The 17,914-nt window shown below is 28.1% G+C and carries 14 protein-coding genes; 1 reads left to right on the top strand and 13 read right to left on the bottom strand.

Annotated features, from left to right (window positions below):
* Positions 1–9: 9 nt before the first annotated feature.
* From C7380_RS09630 to aspS, 11 genes are all read right to left on the bottom strand, one after another.
* Entirely contained in the window at positions 10–564 is a 555-nt protein-coding gene (locus C7380_RS09630; protein WP_109605340.1) for a TetR/AcrR family transcriptional regulator, read from the bottom strand.
* A gap of 272 nt (positions 565–836) precedes the next feature.
* Entirely contained in the window at positions 837–3,083 is a 2,247-nt protein-coding gene (locus tag C7380_RS09635) for a polysaccharide biosynthesis/export family protein (RefSeq protein WP_109605342.1), read from the bottom strand.
* A 13-nt stretch (positions 3,084–3,096) separates the two neighbouring features.
* Entirely contained in the window at positions 3,097–3,552 is a 456-nt protein-coding gene (locus C7380_RS09640; RefSeq protein WP_109605343.1) for a tetratricopeptide repeat protein, read from the bottom strand.
* Positions 3,545–5,320 carry a ligand-binding sensor domain-containing protein gene (locus C7380_RS09645; protein ID WP_109605345.1) on the bottom strand — a complete coding sequence of 592 codons (1,776 nt, stop codon included), beginning with the start codon at positions 5,318–5,320 and terminating at the stop codon, positions 3,545–3,547. Before C7380_RS09645 ends, C7380_RS09640 begins: the two co-directional genes overlap by 8 nt.
* Positions 5,317–5,931 carry a glycerol-3-phosphate 1-O-acyltransferase PlsY gene (gene plsY / locus C7380_RS09650; RefSeq protein ID WP_109605347.1) on the bottom strand — a complete coding sequence of 205 codons (615 nt, stop codon included), beginning with the start codon at positions 5,929–5,931 and terminating at the stop codon, positions 5,317–5,319. Before plsY ends, C7380_RS09645 begins: the two co-directional genes overlap by 4 nt.
* 15 nt (positions 5,932–5,946) lie before the next feature.
* Entirely contained in the window at positions 5,947–7,290 is a 1,344-nt protein-coding gene (gene der / locus C7380_RS09655; RefSeq protein WP_109605349.1) for a ribosome biogenesis GTPase Der, read from the bottom strand.
* A gap of 29 nt (positions 7,291–7,319) precedes the next feature.
* Positions 7,320–8,918 carry a S1 RNA-binding domain-containing protein gene (locus C7380_RS09660; RefSeq protein WP_240597590.1) on the bottom strand — a complete coding sequence of 533 codons (1,599 nt, stop codon included), beginning with the start codon at positions 8,916–8,918 and terminating at the stop codon, positions 7,320–7,322.
* A gap of 22 nt (positions 8,919–8,940) precedes the next feature.
* Positions 8,941–9,786 (bottom strand): 4-hydroxy-3-methylbut-2-enyl diphosphate reductase, encoded by an 846-nt coding sequence (gene ispH / locus C7380_RS09665; RefSeq protein WP_109605352.1) that lies wholly within the window; start codon positions 9,784–9,786, stop codon positions 8,941–8,943.
* Entirely contained in the window at positions 9,776–10,438 is a 663-nt protein-coding gene (cmk, locus tag C7380_RS09670) for a (d)CMP kinase (protein WP_109605354.1), read from the bottom strand. The genes ispH and cmk overlap by 11 nt, the downstream gene beginning before the upstream one ends.
* 11 nt (positions 10,439–10,449) lie before the next feature.
* Entirely contained in the window at positions 10,450–10,779 is a 330-nt protein-coding gene (locus C7380_RS09675; RefSeq protein ID WP_109605356.1) for an STAS domain-containing protein, read from the bottom strand.
* Positions 10,780–10,839: 60 nt separating this feature from the next.
* Complete coding sequence (gene aspS, locus C7380_RS09680; RefSeq protein ID WP_371682088.1) at positions 10,840–12,624, bottom strand: aspartate--tRNA ligase; 1,785 nt, start codon at positions 12,622–12,624, stop codon at positions 10,840–10,842.
* A 128-nt stretch (positions 12,625–12,752) separates the two neighbouring features.
* Here aspS and C7380_RS09685 point away from each other — a divergent pair, with 128 nt between their 5' ends.
* On the top strand, positions 12,753–13,706 hold the full coding sequence (locus tag C7380_RS09685) for an S-layer homology domain-containing protein (RefSeq protein ID WP_146192165.1): 954 nt from the start codon (positions 12,753–12,755) through the stop codon (positions 13,704–13,706).
* A 36-nt stretch (positions 13,707–13,742) separates the two neighbouring features.
* Here C7380_RS09685 and C7380_RS09690 read toward each other — a convergent pair whose 3' ends face one another.
* Positions 13,743–15,080: an NYN domain-containing protein gene (locus C7380_RS09690; protein WP_109605361.1), complete on the bottom strand. Its 1,338-nt coding sequence runs from the start codon at positions 15,078–15,080 to the stop codon at positions 13,743–13,745.
* Between the two features lie 51 nt (positions 15,081–15,131).
* On the bottom strand, positions 15,132–17,888 hold the full coding sequence (gene ileS / locus C7380_RS09695; RefSeq protein WP_109605363.1) for an isoleucine--tRNA ligase: 2,757 nt from the start codon (positions 17,886–17,888) through the stop codon (positions 15,132–15,134).
* Positions 17,889–17,914 lie beyond the last annotated feature (26 nt).

Here is a 17,914-nt window from a genome sequence, read left to right on the forward strand (position 1 = left end):
GGTTTTTTATTATTCTCTTTCTTTATTTAATTCAAGGAAATTTATTACTATTTTTACTTCTTCTTTTATAACTTCTGGATATACATATCCTTTAAATCCAAGACCTATTAAAAATGTTTTTATGACATCTGCAATAGTAAATGAAGAGTCTACATCAAAACCCCTTGCTCTGAGTATATCTTTTATTATCAAATTAAATTCTTCATCTATACCCTGTATATCTGATAAAGTTACTTTAGATCTATAAGGATAAGTTATTATTTGTGAAAAAGCTGCCATCTTATCTGGTGGTGAAAATAAGGTTAAAATTTTGTCTTCTATTTCTCCTGGTGTTTCAAATATATCTTTTATCCAAGTATCGAGTATATATCTCGCCGTTTCTACCATAGCTCCATCTTTTGAGCCAAAATAATAATGTAAAGATGCTATAGTTAAGTTCGCCTCTGTAGCTATTTTTCTCGTTGTAGTTCCACTTATACTATTTTGATTGATGATGTTTATTATAGACTCTATTAATTCCAATTTTCTTTTTTCTCTTAGTTCAGGATTTGGTCTCCTGGCCATTCGGTTCACCCCTCTTTCTTTTATTTAAAATTATACCCTGTAATTTTATTATATTAATATATGAAAAATCTATTTATAATTATATCATAATATCTTAAATATTTAAAATACATTTATTTAAATATGATTAATTATCTTTTTTTAAGGTGTTTGTTTATAATAATTTTTTAATCATGTTTCATTATAATATTATTATATCACATGATTATCATTTTTTATCAAAAAAATATTGCACCGTCTTTTGGCGATGCAATATTTTATATAATTAATTTTTATTTTACCTTTCCATATATGTCCAAACCTTTATCTACAAAGTTCATAAAAGTAGTTACTGTAGATACAACTTCTAATACATTTGTAATTGCATTTTTAGGTACATATATTATATCTCCAGGTTTCAATTCTGGATTCATTCCTGTTTTTAAAGGTGCTGCATTTATAACTCCAGATATATCTAATTTTACTGGAGCATTTTCAGGACCTTCCTTGAAAAGATACACACTTCCAAGTTCAGCAGATTTAGTTATATTACCTGATTTTAATATAGCTTCAACTGTTGTCATTCCTTTTATATACTGAACGATACCAGGTCTTGATACTTCTCCAAAAACATATACGAATATGTTTTCAACATCTGGTACATATACTATAGATCCTGGTTCTACAAATTTATTTCTCAATTCTTCTATATTTGAAATATCTATCATAGTTTTATTTCCATTGATAGGATATAGTATTATATTATTTTGGAATTCCCATTTTATACTTGTTCCAGCTAATATTTCTACTAAACTCAAAGGTACATCTGTCCTTATACTTCTTGGGGCTATATTACCCATAACTGTTATATAAGAGTACTTTGCTTCTGGTTGAACTACAACATAACTTCCCTTTGGTATTTGTATTAATGGATTATTTATTATATCTTCTTGGGTATAATTTGCTATTTGTTCTCCATTTTTCATAACCTTTATATTTCCATCATCTACAGGAGCAAATCCACCTACTGCAGCTACAACGTCTTGTAATCTTACTATATTTTTGTTTATAATTTCCATATTTCCTTCTTTATATACTATCACTTGATCATTTTTTTCTTTTGTTAATTCTATGAATACTTTTCCTTTTAAAGGTACTTCTTTTAATGATTCTATATTTTCCAAATCAATTTCTTTTTCTTCATTTTCTATTCTATATCTCAATGTATATGAATTGTTTAAATTATTTCTTAAAACAAAATCATACAATGTGTCTCCATTTTTATATGTCTCTATTTTTGAAATATCTCCCATAACATATATAATTTTTTCTTCCATTTGAGCTATTAAAGTAGATCCAGGTAAAATATTTATTTCATTTGATTCTTGAAGATTGGCTGGATTTATATATAAATTTTTTGTACTCCCATCAGGATTTATCAATGTTATATTTCCAGAAAATTCTGTACTAAATCCTTTTGCAAGTGATATCAATTTTATAAGTGTCATATCTTCTCCAAATTCAAAACCCATTCTTCCACTATAATTAAATGCACCAGTTAAATAAACATAATTTTTCTTCATTTTTATGTTTATAAAACTTTTATTTTGAAGTTTTTCGTTCAACTTTATTTCTTTATCTTCTATAGTTACTTCATCAACATATGAAGGATTTATACCAAGTTTCATCAACAATATTTTTAATGTCATATCTTCATTTTTTTCAAATGGAACTTTACTCGAATTTGTTTCTGATATTACATAGACATAATTTTCTGCTTTTTTTATTATGATGGTATCTTCTGATTTTAATTGTATATCTTCTTTTGTTATTACTTGTTCGAATGAGTATTTACTTATTTCGTCATCTCTAATTATAGTTATTTCATCATCTATTCTATCAGAAGAAATTTTTGATTCTGATATGAGAGTTTTTAATGTCAATCCTTCATAATAATCTAAAGAATATGTACCAAAATCCGAAAATAAATTGACTTTATTTGTAAATTCATATGGAATGATAACAAATGTATCTTCGTATATATAAGGATTTTCTCCATTTTCACCTTTTAATATCCAATCTATATTAACTGTTTTTTCATTTCCATCGGAATATTTTATTATGGCTTTTGATGATTTTGAAGGTTCTCTCAAACCACCTACCATTGCTATTAAGTCAGAAAGTTTTATTTTATCTGTTTTTATATCTAACATACCATTCTTTACTACATTACCAAGTATGTTTACTTTAAATGGTGCATAGTTTACTATTCCAACTGTAACTTTTGCAGATTTTATATAATCTTTTATTTTTTCATTTATTATTTTTTCAACTTGTTCAATGTTTTTACCTTCTACATTGATTCTTCCAATTGGAGGAATTGTTATATTTCCATCAGGACCTACATAAATACTATTTGAAGAGTAGTCCGGATATCCAAATACCCATACTCCAAGAACATCACCAACTCTTAAGTTGTATGTAAAAGCTATAATTGGAAGCAATAATATAGCTAAGAAAATTAACTTAGTTTTTTTCACTTTAATTTCCTCCTCATCTCCATAACATATTTTCTATTAATTCTAATTCTTGAGAATTAAAACCAGCCATTTTTAAAGTATTTATTATTTTTTTTGCTTGTTGAATTTTAGAAAGCTTTATGGCAGATTTCAATTTTAACATGTTTATATCTATATAGTATTTATTATTTCTTTTTTCTTTAAATGATAAAACATCTGAATAATTTTCTATTTCATATAATGCACTTACAAGATAAAGTTCTGTTTCATCTATTTTTGTACCTTTTTCAAAAGCACGTTTTAATAGTGTAATAGCTCTTTGTTTTTCTTCTAATATGAGTAAACATACTCCTGCATTATGGTAGAATACTGATTCTTCATCGTACAAAGAAATTGCTTTTAAATAAAAATCTAAAGCTTGATTATAATCTTTTTTTTGCATGAAAAGATTACCCATATTATTATACTCACGAGCTTTATTTTCATTCACTTCCTACACCTTCAGTATAATAATATAATGTATCGCTTAAAATTTTATCAGATAAATTTAAAGATACCTTTGTTTGTTTTATTCCTTCTATTAATGGAGGATATACACTATATTTTAAATAATCCATAGGCTTGTATGAATTATTTAAGTAATCCTTCAAATAATCATGATATTTTTCAGGCATTATAATTCCTCCAGAATAATATATCATATCTATAAAACTTTGAGGTATTTCTTGTTCTGAATTCACATAATATATAGAACTACCCGTTATTAATATTGGAATTAAACTCTTTATTTCAAAATTTTGATTGATTTCATTTTTTAATATTATTTTTGAATCTGTTTTTATTTGAGATATACCAGTTTGAAAAAAATCGTCCATATTCTCAAATTCATATGTATTGGTTTTAGAATATATTCTATAATAGTCAAAAGCAACTCTTCCTCCAGAGTCTTCAACAGATATGTCTTTTGTAGGATATTCTATTATTTCACCTGAAAGTGTATTCGAATTAAATTTTGCTGTGACAGTTAAATCTTCTTTATTAAAATTTAATCCATAAACATTTAAATTATACATATTTAAATCATTTTGATTATATAATCTGTTGAGTGATACTTCATAATTTTGAAGATTATTTTTTATAAATATTCCATTTTTTATTTTGAGTTTTCCTATAAACTCTTCATCATTAAGTTTATAAAACTCACCATCTTTTTCTATTTCTATACTATCTTCGAGGGTAGAAACAAGTATTTTTCCCCATGGTAATATTTCTATGGAAAGATAATCTTTATCTGGAAGTTTTATCTTTTGTATGATAGCATTTTTTAATTCATCATATATATATATTTGTCTGTTTTTTCTTTCAAGCAAGAATATTTTATTATTGTATATCTTACCATCTATAAATATTTCATCATTTTTGAAGTTTAATATATTTAAGTCACTTCCATCATAGCCAGTATAGTTTATTTGGTTTAAGTATGGATTATAACTTATTATTCTTCCTGCACGATCTACACCTAAAATATATGCTTGAATATTTTCTTTTAAAATTTTGAAGTTTTCTTCTGAAGTATTAGGAGTTAATAAAGGTGTAGAATCTTCTGATATTTCTTTATATGAAAACTTTGTACTTGGTTCAAAATAATATATACCTTTTTCAGAGCCAAGATATATTCTATTCAAATTTTTATCAGAAGCTATAGTATTAAATTTTTTATCTTCTGGAAGTTTTATCCATTTTTCTTCAAAGTTATTCGATTTGAATATTAAATTGTTTTTCGAATCCAATAAATATGCCGTAGAATTTATTACTTCTAAATCATCTATTGTATAAAATCTTTCAAAAGCATCCTTGTTTCCAGATATTTTTACTATTTCATAATATGATGGAGTAGAATAATTTGTTAATGAAAAATTTTCCATCGTTCTTATAAAATTTAAAAGTGTTTCAACTTCTTCATCTTGATTTGTAAATAATAGTATATTATTTATATCTTCTTTTGCTTTTTCTATTAAACCAAGCTGTAAATCAAGTTTAGCCGCATAATACCAAAATTTAGGAATATCATTTAAATAAACTTCTCCATTCATAGCTTCATTTAATTTTAATCTTGCATCGAATTTTTTCTCTTTAAAAAGTAATTCCAGACTTTCTGAAAATAGTTGTCTGGATTTTTTTTCTGAACTATTTAATTCATTTGAAAAAGCTAAAAGCCCCACAATAATCATCAATATAATACATAAAGTTTTTTTCATTTTTTAACACCCTTTGACATAATATTTAATATATCTGTCTTGTTTTCTTCTCCATTTATAAGTCTTTTTATATTACTTCTATGTTTGTAAGCACTTATCCCAGCAAGAATAAGATATATTATTGCAGCTTTATAATCGAATATGAATACAAGTATAGCAACAACGAACATAGATGTTATAGATGCAAGAGAAACATATTTAGTTTTGAATGCTATTGGAAACCAAATCAAAAAAAATATAAATCCAGATAGAGGATGTGTTGATATATATCCTCCAACTGTTGTTGCTACACCTTTTCCACCTTTAAATTTTAAAAAAACAGAGTAATCATGTCCTAAAACTGCTGCTAAGATCATTAAATATGGTATCCAAGATTCATTTGTATAAATCATAACTCCAACAAAACCTGGCATTAAACCTTTTAAACAGTCCAAAACCATGGCTGTTAATCCATATCCAAATCCAAGATTTCTTAAGACATTCGTTCCTCCAACATTTCCACTACCTTTTTTACGAACATCAATACCTTTTAGTTTTGGTACTATAAAACTAAAAGGTATTGTTCCTATAAAATATGAAATTATTATAAGTAATGATGCAGATAATATCATTAATTCACCCCCAAATTACCTTTTTCTCTCTTCAAACTTTAAAAATAAAGGAGAACCTTCAAATGGGTCTATATACTTTCTTATCATATTTCTTATACTTTGCTGATATGATTTAGAAAGTTCTTTAGGCATATTTGCATAAAAAGTAAATACAGGAGGTCTAACACCTACTTGAACTCCATAATATAATTTTACTCTCTTTCCTTTCTTTATAGGAGGAGGTGTCATCATCATATGTCTTTCTAAAGCTTGATTTAAAATACTTGTACTTATTTCTCTATTTCTTGATTCATTTACTTGTACTATCTTTTTTATTACTTCTTTTATCCCCTTTGAATTTTTAGCCTCTGTAAATATTACAGGACTATAATTTATAAAATAAAGTTCTTTTTTTGCTTTATTTATGAACTCTTCTCTTTTTTCTTGTTCTATTAAATCCCATTTATTAAATACTATTATAGTTCCTTTACCATTGTTTTCTGCCAATCCAGCTACTTTTTTATCTTGTTGTGTAACACCTTCAGTTGCATCTATGAGTAGAACAACTACATCTGATTTTTCTATTGTTTTTATAGTTCTTATTATTGAATACATTTCTATCGTTCCATATTTAACTGTAGACTTTTTTCTCATTCCAGCAGTATCTATAAATTTAAAGGTGTTTTCATCTATAGTCACTATTTGATCTACTGTATCTCTTGTTGTTCCAGGAATATCTGATACTATAGCCTTTTTCATGCCGGTTATTGCATTGAATAAAGAAGATTTACCAGCATTAGGTTTCCCTATAAAAGCAACTTTTATAGTATTCTCATCTTCTTCAATTTCTTTTACATATCTTATACTGATTCCTTTATTTTCAAGTTTTTCTACAACTTCATCCAAAAGTTCATCTATATTTCTATTATGCTCGGCAGAAACTGGTATTGGTTCTCCAAATCCCAATTGATAAAGATCGGGTTTTATAAAAGATTCATATTTTTCAAAACCTTCAGCCTTATTAGCTGCAAGTACCACATCAACTCCTGCTTTTCTTATGAATTCTGCTATATGATGATCTTCTGAAGTCAATCCATTTTTACCATCAACCACAAATATTACGAGTGCTGCTTCTCTTATAGAATTTAATACAACTTCTTTTTGTTGTTTTGCAATTATTTCTTCTGGATCTTCAAATATTCCACATGTATCTACGAGCATGAAGGCACGCTCATCCCAGCGCGCCTCAGCATATACATGATCTCTTGTAACTCCTGGATAATCTAATACTATTGATTTTTTTTCTTTTATTATTCTATTAAATAATGTTGATTTTCCAACATTTGGTTTTCCTACTACTAATACTAATGGATTTGACAAGTCGATCACTCCTTAAAAAAGGAAAGCTTTTATTCTTCTTCAGAATTCATTTCTTCCATTATTTTTAAGCCTTCTTCTTTTTCCTTTTCTTTTATATAATCTAATACACTCAAAACTAAGTTTCCTCTTTGTTGATCACTTTGAAATTCTATATCGAGTACTTTTCCAGTTATAGGGCTTCCTACCTCTAAGACTTCTTTTATGTCATCTGTTCTGTTTTCTGTTGCCTTACTTCCAGGCATAAAAGCTTCTACTTCATAATCATTTATCAATACAACAGCACCTTTATCTACAAATCTTGTTATTTTTCCTGTGAGTATGTCTCCCTTTTGTACTTTTTCTGATATCAATTTCCATGGATTTTCTTTGGCCTGTTTTAAAGATAATTTTATTTTTTGATTTTCTTTATCAAGATTCAATATTTTAACTTTTATTTTTTCTCCTTCTTTTAAAACATCTTCAACATTATCTACAAAATTCCAAGATAATTCAGATACATGTAAAAATCCGGTAAGTCCTTCTTCAAGTTTTATTATTGCTCCATTTGCAAGTATTTTTTCCACTATTCCATTAACTATATTTCCTTCAAGATACTTTTCTTCTGCTTCTTCCCAAGGATTTCCCAATGCCTGTTTATAACTTAAACTTATTCTATTTCTTCCTTTATCTATATCTAATACCTTTACTTCTACTCTATCTCCTTCTGAAGCAATATCAGCTATTTTTCCTTTTCTACCCCAGAATATTTCAGATTCATGAACCAATCCTTCAACAGCATTTTCAAGTTTTACAGTGAATCCAAATGGAAATAGTTTTGTAATATTTCCTTTTTGAACTGATCCTATTGGGTATTTCTTTTCAACATCTTCCCATGGATCTTCTTTTAATTGTTTTAAAGACATTGATATTTTTTTAGCATTTTTATCTAAATTTATGATTACGCCTCTTACTTTTTCACCTTCTGAAAGCTGTTTATTTATTCTTGTGTTCTTATCCCAGCTAACTTCACTTCTCGGTATTAAAGCTGTAACATGTTCATTCAACTTAACAAAAGCACCAAAATCTTTTATGCTTTCAACTATACCTTCAACTATCATATTTTCTTTATAATTTTCATAAACTTCTTTTATGGATTCTTCAACTGCATCTCTTTTAGATACAACTACTTTTCTTCCTCTTTTTTGTATTACTTTCATTCTTTGAGAATCTTTTGGCATTTCATCTTCTGGTCTCAACATCGATAATGAACCTGGTAAAAACGCCTTTATTGCATTTTCTATCAATACAATATAGCCATTTTTAGCTCTTGATTCAAATTTAACATTTACAAGGCTTCCTTCTTCTATTTCATCCATTAATTTTTCTGCCTGTGCTCTTTTTTCAGATGCTGTGTTAAATCCTTCAGCATCATTTGTTTTTATAACTTTTACAGTTATTTTTTCACCTATTTTATATTCAGAAATATTTTTTAATAATTCTTCTCTTTTAACAAAAACATCCCCTGTGGCATCGAGAGCAACCCATATACCATCTGAGCTTTTATTTAATAAAACTCCCTCTAATACCTTTCCTTTTTTCAGTTCGTTTATTTCTTCTTCCTTCAATAAGTCTTCGAAATTTTCGTTCATAACGATAAACCTCCCTTTTATATTAAGAAATATTGCCTTCTATATGTTTTTTTATGTTTTCAAGTTGCCATAAAGGAGTAGAGGCCCCTGTCAATATACCTATTTTGTCTTCTTTATTTATAACAACCTCTTTAATTTCTTCAATTGATTCTATATGATAAGAGTTTTTACAATTCATTTTAGAGATTTTATAAAGCTTTGTTGTATTCGAACTGTTTTTACCTCCAATAACAAAAACTTTATCAGCCCATTGAGATATTTCCAGAGCTTGCTGTTCTCTCATATATGTCTCTCTACATATAGTATTTTTTATAATTATATCAGAAAATTGATTTATTTCCAGCATTTTTAAATAGAATTTTTTAAATGAAGGATAGTCAACCGTAGTTTGTGAAATTATACACACCTTGCTTTTGTTTTGAAGTTTCAAAGGCTCTTTTGTTATAAGTATTTTATCTTCAGAAAGATTTCCTTTTAACCCTCTCATTTCAGGATGGCTTTCTTTACCATAAACTACTATATAATATCCTTTTTCTTGTATACCTTTAGAAAGTTTTATAAGGTTTGTTACTATTGGACATGTCATATCAATGACTTGTTTGAAGTTTTTTTCAAGTATTTCTCTTTCTTTACTCGTTATTCCATGAGCCCTTATTATTACTGTGCTTTTATAACTATTTTCTGGAAGATTATCTATATTCTCAAATATTTTTATTCCAGTATTTGTTATCTTTTCGATAACAGAATTATTATGTACTAGTTGTCCATACATATATATGTTTTTTTTGTCATTTAATTTAATTGTATTATTAAATGCTCTATTCACTCCATAACAAAATCCAACATTATCTGAAATTCTAATTTCCATAATTTTTTTCCTTTATTATTTCAATAATCTTTTTTGTAACTTCTTCTATATCCATATTTGTAGTATTTATTTTTATAGCCTCTTCAGCTGGCTTTAAAGGGGCTATACTTCTTGAACTATCAGCTTTATCTCTAAATATTATTTGTTCTAATATACTTTTATAATCTACTTTTTTACCCTTTTCAGAAAGTTCATCATATCTTCTTTTTGCTCTTTCTTCAACTGAAGCTGTTAAAAATATTTTTATCTCTGCATCAGGAATAACAACAGTTCCTATGTCTCTTCCATCTATCACAGTAGACATCTCTTGAGACATAGTTCTTAATATTTGATTTATTTTTTCTCTTACTTCAGGAACTTTAGCAACCATAGAGGCATAATTCCCTGATTCAGCATTTCTTATTTGTTCGGATATTTCTTCATCGTTTAGAAAATACTTATGATCTTTCAGGTCTATTTTTATTTGAGGTAAAATATCTTTTATGCTTTTTTTATCTTCAAGATCTATATTATTTTTAACACAATAATAACCAATGATTCTGTATAAAGCTCCACTATCGAGATAATTAATTTTAAGTTTATTCGCTATTATTTTTGCCATAGTCGATTTTCCGGAACCGGCTGGTCCGTCTATTGCTATTCTTATCAAGATTACCTTCCTCTCTAAACTTCTTCAATCGTATCTTCTGTTCTTATTATTTTATCAAGTTTTGTCATTTCAAATATTCTTCTTATTTGATTTTGTAAAGAAAGAAGAACTACTTCTTTTTCATGTTTTTTTGATTCTTTTATTAAAGATACAATAGCTCCAAGTCCCGCACTATCTATATATGAAACTTCTGATAGGTCAACAGCTATTATCTTCTTATCGATATTATCCATATGTTCTATTATCTTTTGCTTAAATGTTGCCGAATGATAAGCATCTATATCTCCTGATACCTTTGCAACAAAAGCTTTTTCATTTTCACTAAAAGTTATAACAAAGTCCATTTTACCCCTCCTAAATAATTGTTCAAATTATAAGATGTTAAAGGAGTTATACTCCTTTAACTAATCATTTTTTAAAATTATATTTAATTCTTTGAGTTGATACTCAGATAATTTTGATGGTGCTTCTGCCATTGGATCTGAACCTGTAGCCGTTTTTGGAAAAGCTATTACTTCTTTTATTGAATCTTCTCCTGCCATTACAGCTACTAATCTATCCATTCCCAATGCTGCTCCAGCATGTGGCGGTGGACCATATCTAAAAGCTTCAAGTAAAAAACCGAATTTATCAGTTATTTCTTCTTCTTTTAATCCTATTATTTCAAATACTTTGTTTTGAATATCTTTTCTATGTATTCTGACACTTCCACTTGCCATTTCATAGCCATTTATTACGAGATCATAAGATTGAGAATTTATTTTAAGCGGTTCATCTTTATACATTTCAAGATCTTCAACGTTAGGCATTGTAAATGGATGATGTTCTGCTTCAAGTCTTTGTTCTTCTTCATTCCATGAGAACATAGGAAAATCTGTTATCCACATTATATCAAAACCATCTTTTTTAACATATTCGTCTCTTATAATAGTTGCCCTTAATTGACCCAATATTTTATTAACTTTTGATAATTCTCCCGCAACTATTAACATGACTTCTCCATCGTTTATTATACCATCATTTAAAAGATTATTAATTTCTTCTTCAGCTAATTTTTTTATTGTGGATTTTACATCTTTATTTTCTTCTTTTGATATCCAAATCAATCCTGATGCACCAAATTGTTTTGCAAGATCTGTTAATTCATCAAATTTTTTTCTTGAAAATTCATTAGCTTTTTCAGGTATTGAAAATCCTTTTATAACACCGTTTTCATCTATTACGCTTTTTAAGAATTTAGCTTTTGTATTTTTAAAGTATTCAGTTATATCATTTAATTCCATACCATATCTCGTATCTGGTTTATCACTTCCATATTTGTTCATAGCTTCTTTATATGTCATTCTTTTAAATGGAGTTTCTATTTCAATATTGAGACCTTTATCAAAACATTCTTTTACAAGGCCTTCTCCTATTTCAAAAATATCTTCTTTATCAACAAATGAAGCTTCAAAATCTATTTGAGTGAATTCAGGCTGTCTATCAGCTCTAAAATCTTCATCTCTAAAACATCTTGCAATTTGGAAATATTTATCCATACCTGAAACCATCAAAAGTTGTTTAAAAATTTGTGGTGATTGTGGAAGGGCATAAAAATTCCCCTTTTTTATTCTGGATGGAACTACAAAATCTCTTGCTCCTTCTGGTGTTGATTTGTTTAAAAATGGAGTCTCTATTTCAAGAAAATCTTTGTTTGAAAGATAATTTCTAGCCGCTTGCATTACTCTATGTCTTAAAATAATATTTTTTTGCATCTTTTCTTTTCTTAAATCTAAATATCTATACTTTAATCTCAAATTTTCTGATATCTCTTCATCTCTATTAACATAAATAGGTGGAGTTTCTGATTCTGAAAGGATTTCTAATTCTGTTGCATGAATCTCGATATCACCTGTCTTCATGTCTGTATTTATTGCATCTGCTGGTCTTTCTTTTACTATACCTTTGATTGATACAGTATATTCATTACCGAGTTTTAAAGCCTTTTGATATAAATCTTGATTTTCATTTGGATCAAAGAAAACCTGTGTTTTACCGTATCTGTCTCTGAGCATTATGAATTTTATTCCGCCAAGATCTCTTATTCTATCTACCCAACCATTTAGAATAACTTCTTGACCTGAATTTGAAGAATTTAATTCTCCACAAGTATGAGTCCTTTTTAACAAAATTGAACACCTCCAAAACATCTAACATATAAAAATTTTTTATTGTTTTCTAAGTTTGCTAATGTATTATAGCCTAAGGACATTACTATTTTACCATCTTTTATGATAAAATAGTAATAGAAAAAAACTATTTTACAGGGGGTGTCGTTGTGAAAAAACTACTTATCATCACAATGGTTTTAACGTTAGCTTTTGGTTCAGCTTTTGCCCAAACATTTAAGGATGTTCCTGTTAATCACTGGGCATACGATGCTGTACAAAAAATTTCTTCTATCGGTATTTTAGAAGGATATCCTGATGGTACCTTTAAAGGTATGGACACAGTTAATAGATATCAATTAACTTTAACTGTATCAAGAACTATCGATTACACACAGCAAAATCTTATAGCTCCTTTAGCTGAAAAAATTTCTCAACTTGACAAAAAAGTAAGTTCTATGTCATCTGGAAATACTTCTTCAGCTTCTAATTCAGAGGTTAATGCTTTATCAGTTAGGGTTAATAAAGTTGAAAATTCTTTGAATCAATTACAGAGTTCTTATGAATTATTGAGTTATGCAACTGTAAAAATAGATGAATTGGAATCTAAAGTAAAAGATATGACAAATTCATCTATAAATCAAGATTCTATTTCTAATATAAATACAAGACTTGCAAGAATGGAAAATGAAAATAATGCTTTATTGGAAAATATTCAAAACCTTTCTTCTGCAAATACATCTATTCAATCTAAACTAAATAATGTTTCTAATGAAACATATTCAAATCAAAAAGAAATAGAAAGAATAAATACTCTTTTATCTAATTTGAATTCTAAAATAGATATGAAATCTGATTCAATGAGTATAAGTGATGTACAAAGTAAAATCAAAGCACTTGAGAATTCTATAGTTGATATAGATACCAATAGAAAAGATATTTCTAATATAAAATCTTCTTTGAATACAGTTCAAAGCTCTGTTGATGAACTTTCAAAAGAAGTAGAAGCTAATAAAAAAGCTGTAGCAGAATCTGGAAATGGCGGAGTAGATATACTAGATATATTGATCTCAGTTGTTATATCAGCTGGTGTAGCTTTTGCATTTACACAATTTATAAAATAATAATTCTTAAAAAAAATAATGACGTCAATGACGTCATTATTTTTTATCTTTATACTTATAATATGGCTTTTCATAGAATACATCTTTTGTTTTTATCATGAAATCCAAAACCTTTTTCGTCTTTTCATGATCTTTATCATTAAAAACATGTATTGAAACTTTATCTAACTGTCCTTCATTTATATTTTCATCTTTCAAAATTCTTTTAACATAAAAAGTATCAAGCGTGAGTTTAAATTCTTCATATGTCCCATTTAATTTAACGGGAGTTTTTAAACTTACATAATCACTTCCATCTTTTCCGATAAACATACCAGAAAATTTTAATGCTATACCAAAAGAACCTATTACTTTATTTGTAAGATTTAAATTTTCTTTTGAAACATGTAAGGCCTCTGATATCGTACTTACTTTTCTCTTCATAAATAATTCATATACATGTTTCCCAAATTCAGCTCTAAGTTCTGGATAAGGAAGAATTTTATCATATTTTATTTCCCATCTTCTCGGTGCTGGAACATATAAAAACTTATCTTTTGTTTCTTTTAATTTTCCAGAACCTATCATGTTCTGGATAAAATTTTCAAGGCTATCTAAATTTGAGTTTTTAGATATCCATTGATGTCTTGATTTAGCTATTTTTTCAAGCTTTTCAACATCAAAAGGTGTATTCGATGTTGCAACAAGTCTTTCTAAAAACCTCATATAATTCTCTTCATACTCTGAATATTCATAAGATTCTTTGAACATCTTTTTTCTTATATTTTTTAAAAGACCTTCAACAAAATCTCCCATAGTTTTATATCCAAAGTTTCCATAATAAACTCCCATTCCAGTTACTATTCTTTTTACAACAGTTTCATCTGGTTGAAGACTTTTTTCATCCATTATTCTTATCATTTCATCGACTAAATCTTCAAAAGAATCAGTTGAATTAACTTTTTCAGATTTTACTATTTCTTCATAAGGGATATATGTGTCAGCTGCAAATTGCATATCTGGAGAAGTATTTTTACTTCTACCTATTACATAAACTGTTTTTCCGTATGTCCTCAATTTTTTTACAAGAGGTACAAAATCAGCATCTCCGGTTACCAAAACAAAGGTTTCAATATGGGGAAGAGAAAACATTGTTTCAATTGCGTCTACGGCAAGTTTTATATCATTTCCTTTTTTGTTTCCAAATCCATCTTCCGGCATTTCAATTAATTCTATTCCATGCCTTGAAAATGAAAACATCGTTGCCGGATATTTCGACCAATGTCCATAAGCTTTTCCTCCAACTAATTTTCCATGTTCTTCTAATTTTTGTACAACTAATTCCGGGTCAACTGGTTGGTTTTGATAGTCCATAAATACAAATATATTGTTCAAATCTTATCACCTCAGTTCAATGAGAGCGTGGCTTTTAGCCACGCCAATTATTTAATTTTCTCTTTCTCCCCTTAAAACAGCTGCACATCTTGGACATGTTCCTTCATGTTGTTCATCTTCACCTGTTTTTGGATCTATTTTCCAACATCTTTCACACTTTTCTCCTTCTGCTTTAACAACGGCAACCTTAACTTTTTCTCCTTCAAATCCTTTTTCTACATTATTTATTTCTATCTGAGAAGTTATGAACACATCAGATAATAGATAAGGATCTGTAGATGATAAAGCTTCTTTTATTTCTTCATTTTTAGGTTCTATTATTACTTTAGCTTCGAGAGAATTTCCTATAAATTTTTCTCTTCTTTTCTCTTCAAGAGCTTTTGTAACATCATCCCTTACAGAAAGTATTAAATTCCATTTTTGAATTAGATTTTCATCTTTATTTATATTTAATTTTGGCCATTCTTCTAATTGTATTGTGTCATACTTTCTTGCACTTTCTGGAAGATATTTATATATTTCTTCGGCTGTAAAAGTTAGTATAGGAGCCATCATTTTAGTTAATGCCATAGCTATTTCATACATAACTGTTTGTGCAGATCTTCTGAGTTTTGACTTCTTTCCTTCTGTATATATTCTATCTTTTATTATATCGAGATAAATAGAACTCATATCTGTAGTACAGAAATTATTTAGTAAATGATGAACTCTATAAAATTCATAATTTTCATAAAATCCAGTAACCTTTTCTATTAAATCATTAAGCCTTATCATAGCCCATTTATCTATTTCATAAAGATCATTAAATTCAACATAATCATTATTTGGATCAAAATCTGATATATTACCCAATAAGAATCTCAATGTATTTCTAAATTTTCTGTATACTTCACTTTGTTGTTTAAGTATTTCAAAAGATATTCTTATATCTCCTCTGTAATCAGATGAAGCAACCCAAAGTCTTAATAAATCAGCACCATCTTTTTCAATTATATCATTAGGACTTATTCCATTTCCTTTGGATTTTGACATTTTTTCTCCTTCTTCATCTTTTATAAATCCATGAGTGAGAACAGATTTATAAGGAGCAACTCCATTTTTACCCACTGAGAGGAACATAGAACTTTGGAACCATCCTCTATGTTGATCAGATCCTTCAAGATATAAATCAACAGGGTATTTATTCAAGGCCTCTCTTGAATTTACAACGGACTCCCAAGAAGCTCCAGAGTCTATCCAAACATCGAGTATATCTTCTTCTTTTGTAAAATGTATTCCACCACATTTAGGACATTTAAATCCTTCTGGTATGAGTTCTTTTATGTCTTTCTCAAACCACGAATCAGTTCCTTCTTTTTTAACTATATCTATAAAATGATTCATCTGTTCAACTGTTAATGTTACTTCGCCACATTCGTCACACTTGATGGCAGGTATAGGTATTCCCCAAGCTCTTTGTCTTGATATACACCAATCTGGTTTATCTTGAACCATACCCTTAAATCTTTTTTCTCCCCATTCCGGTATCCATTGAACTTTATCAATCTCATCAAGAACTTTTTCTCTCAAACCATTATGATCAACACTTATAAACCATTGCTCTGTAGCTCTAAATATTATAGGATTTTTACATCTCCAACAATGTGGATATGAATGTTCTATATTCTGTAATGCAACGAGATAACCACTGTTTTTGAGATCTTCAATTATTACTTTGTTTCCTTCCCAAATTTTAAGTCCTTCATATTTTCCTGCTTCTTCAGTAAATTCGCCTTTATAATCAACTGGAGAAAGAACTGGTAATTTATTTTTTAATCCTGTTATATAGTCATCAGCTCCATGACCTGGTGCAGTGTGAACACATCCTGTACCATCTTCAAGTGTTACATAATCTGCTAATACTATTTTTGATTCTCTATCTATAAACGGATGTTTTGCAGATTTATTTTCTAAATCTTTTCCCTTAAATCTTTCAACTATTTCATATTTCTCTTTTCCAGCTATTTTCATAACTTTTTCAACCAATGCTTCGGCCATTATCCATTTTTCACCCTCAACTTCAACTTTTACATAATCAAAACTTCTATGAAGTGCTATAGCTACATTAGCAGGAAGTGTCCATGGAGTTGTAGTCCAAATTATTATATAAGTATTTTTATCTTCAAATGGAAATTTCACATATATAGATGGAGAAGAATGATCATGATACTCTACTTCAGCCTCAGCCAAAGCCGTTTGACATTCAGTACACCAATATATAGGCTTTTTATTTCTGTATACATTACCTGTTTCAACCAAAGATTTTAATGTCTCAAGAACTCCTGATTCATAAACTGGATCAAGAGTTATATATGGATTATCCCATTCTCCTCTTATACCAAGTCTTTCAAATCCCTTTTTTTGTTTTTCAACATGTTTTAAAGCATATTTTTTACATAATTTCCTTATTTCAAGTTTTGTCATATGTTTAGCTTTTTCGCCAAGTTCAGTTGTAACTTTATGTTCTATTGGGAGACCATGAGTATCCCAACCCGGAACATATGGTACATTATGTCCACTCATAGTTTTATATTTAATAACTATATCTTTTAAAACTTTATTCAATGCATGCCCCATATGAATTTCTCCATTTGCATATGGAGGTCCATCATGTAAAAGAAATTTTGGCATTTCTGATTTTTCTTTTCTTACTTTTTTTTCAAGATCCATTTTTCGCCATTCTTTTAATGTTAATGGCTCTTTATCCTTTAAATTAGCTTTCATTTTAAAGTTGGTCTTTGGTAGATTCAACGAATCTTTGTAGTCCATTTTTTACACCTCCGAGTTTTGTATTA

Origin of the sequence: Oceanotoga teriensis (assembly GCF_003148465.1) — a bacterium.
In the GTDB taxonomy this organism is placed as follows: domain Bacteria; phylum Thermotogota; class Thermotogae; order Petrotogales; family Petrotogaceae; genus Oceanotoga; species Oceanotoga teriensis.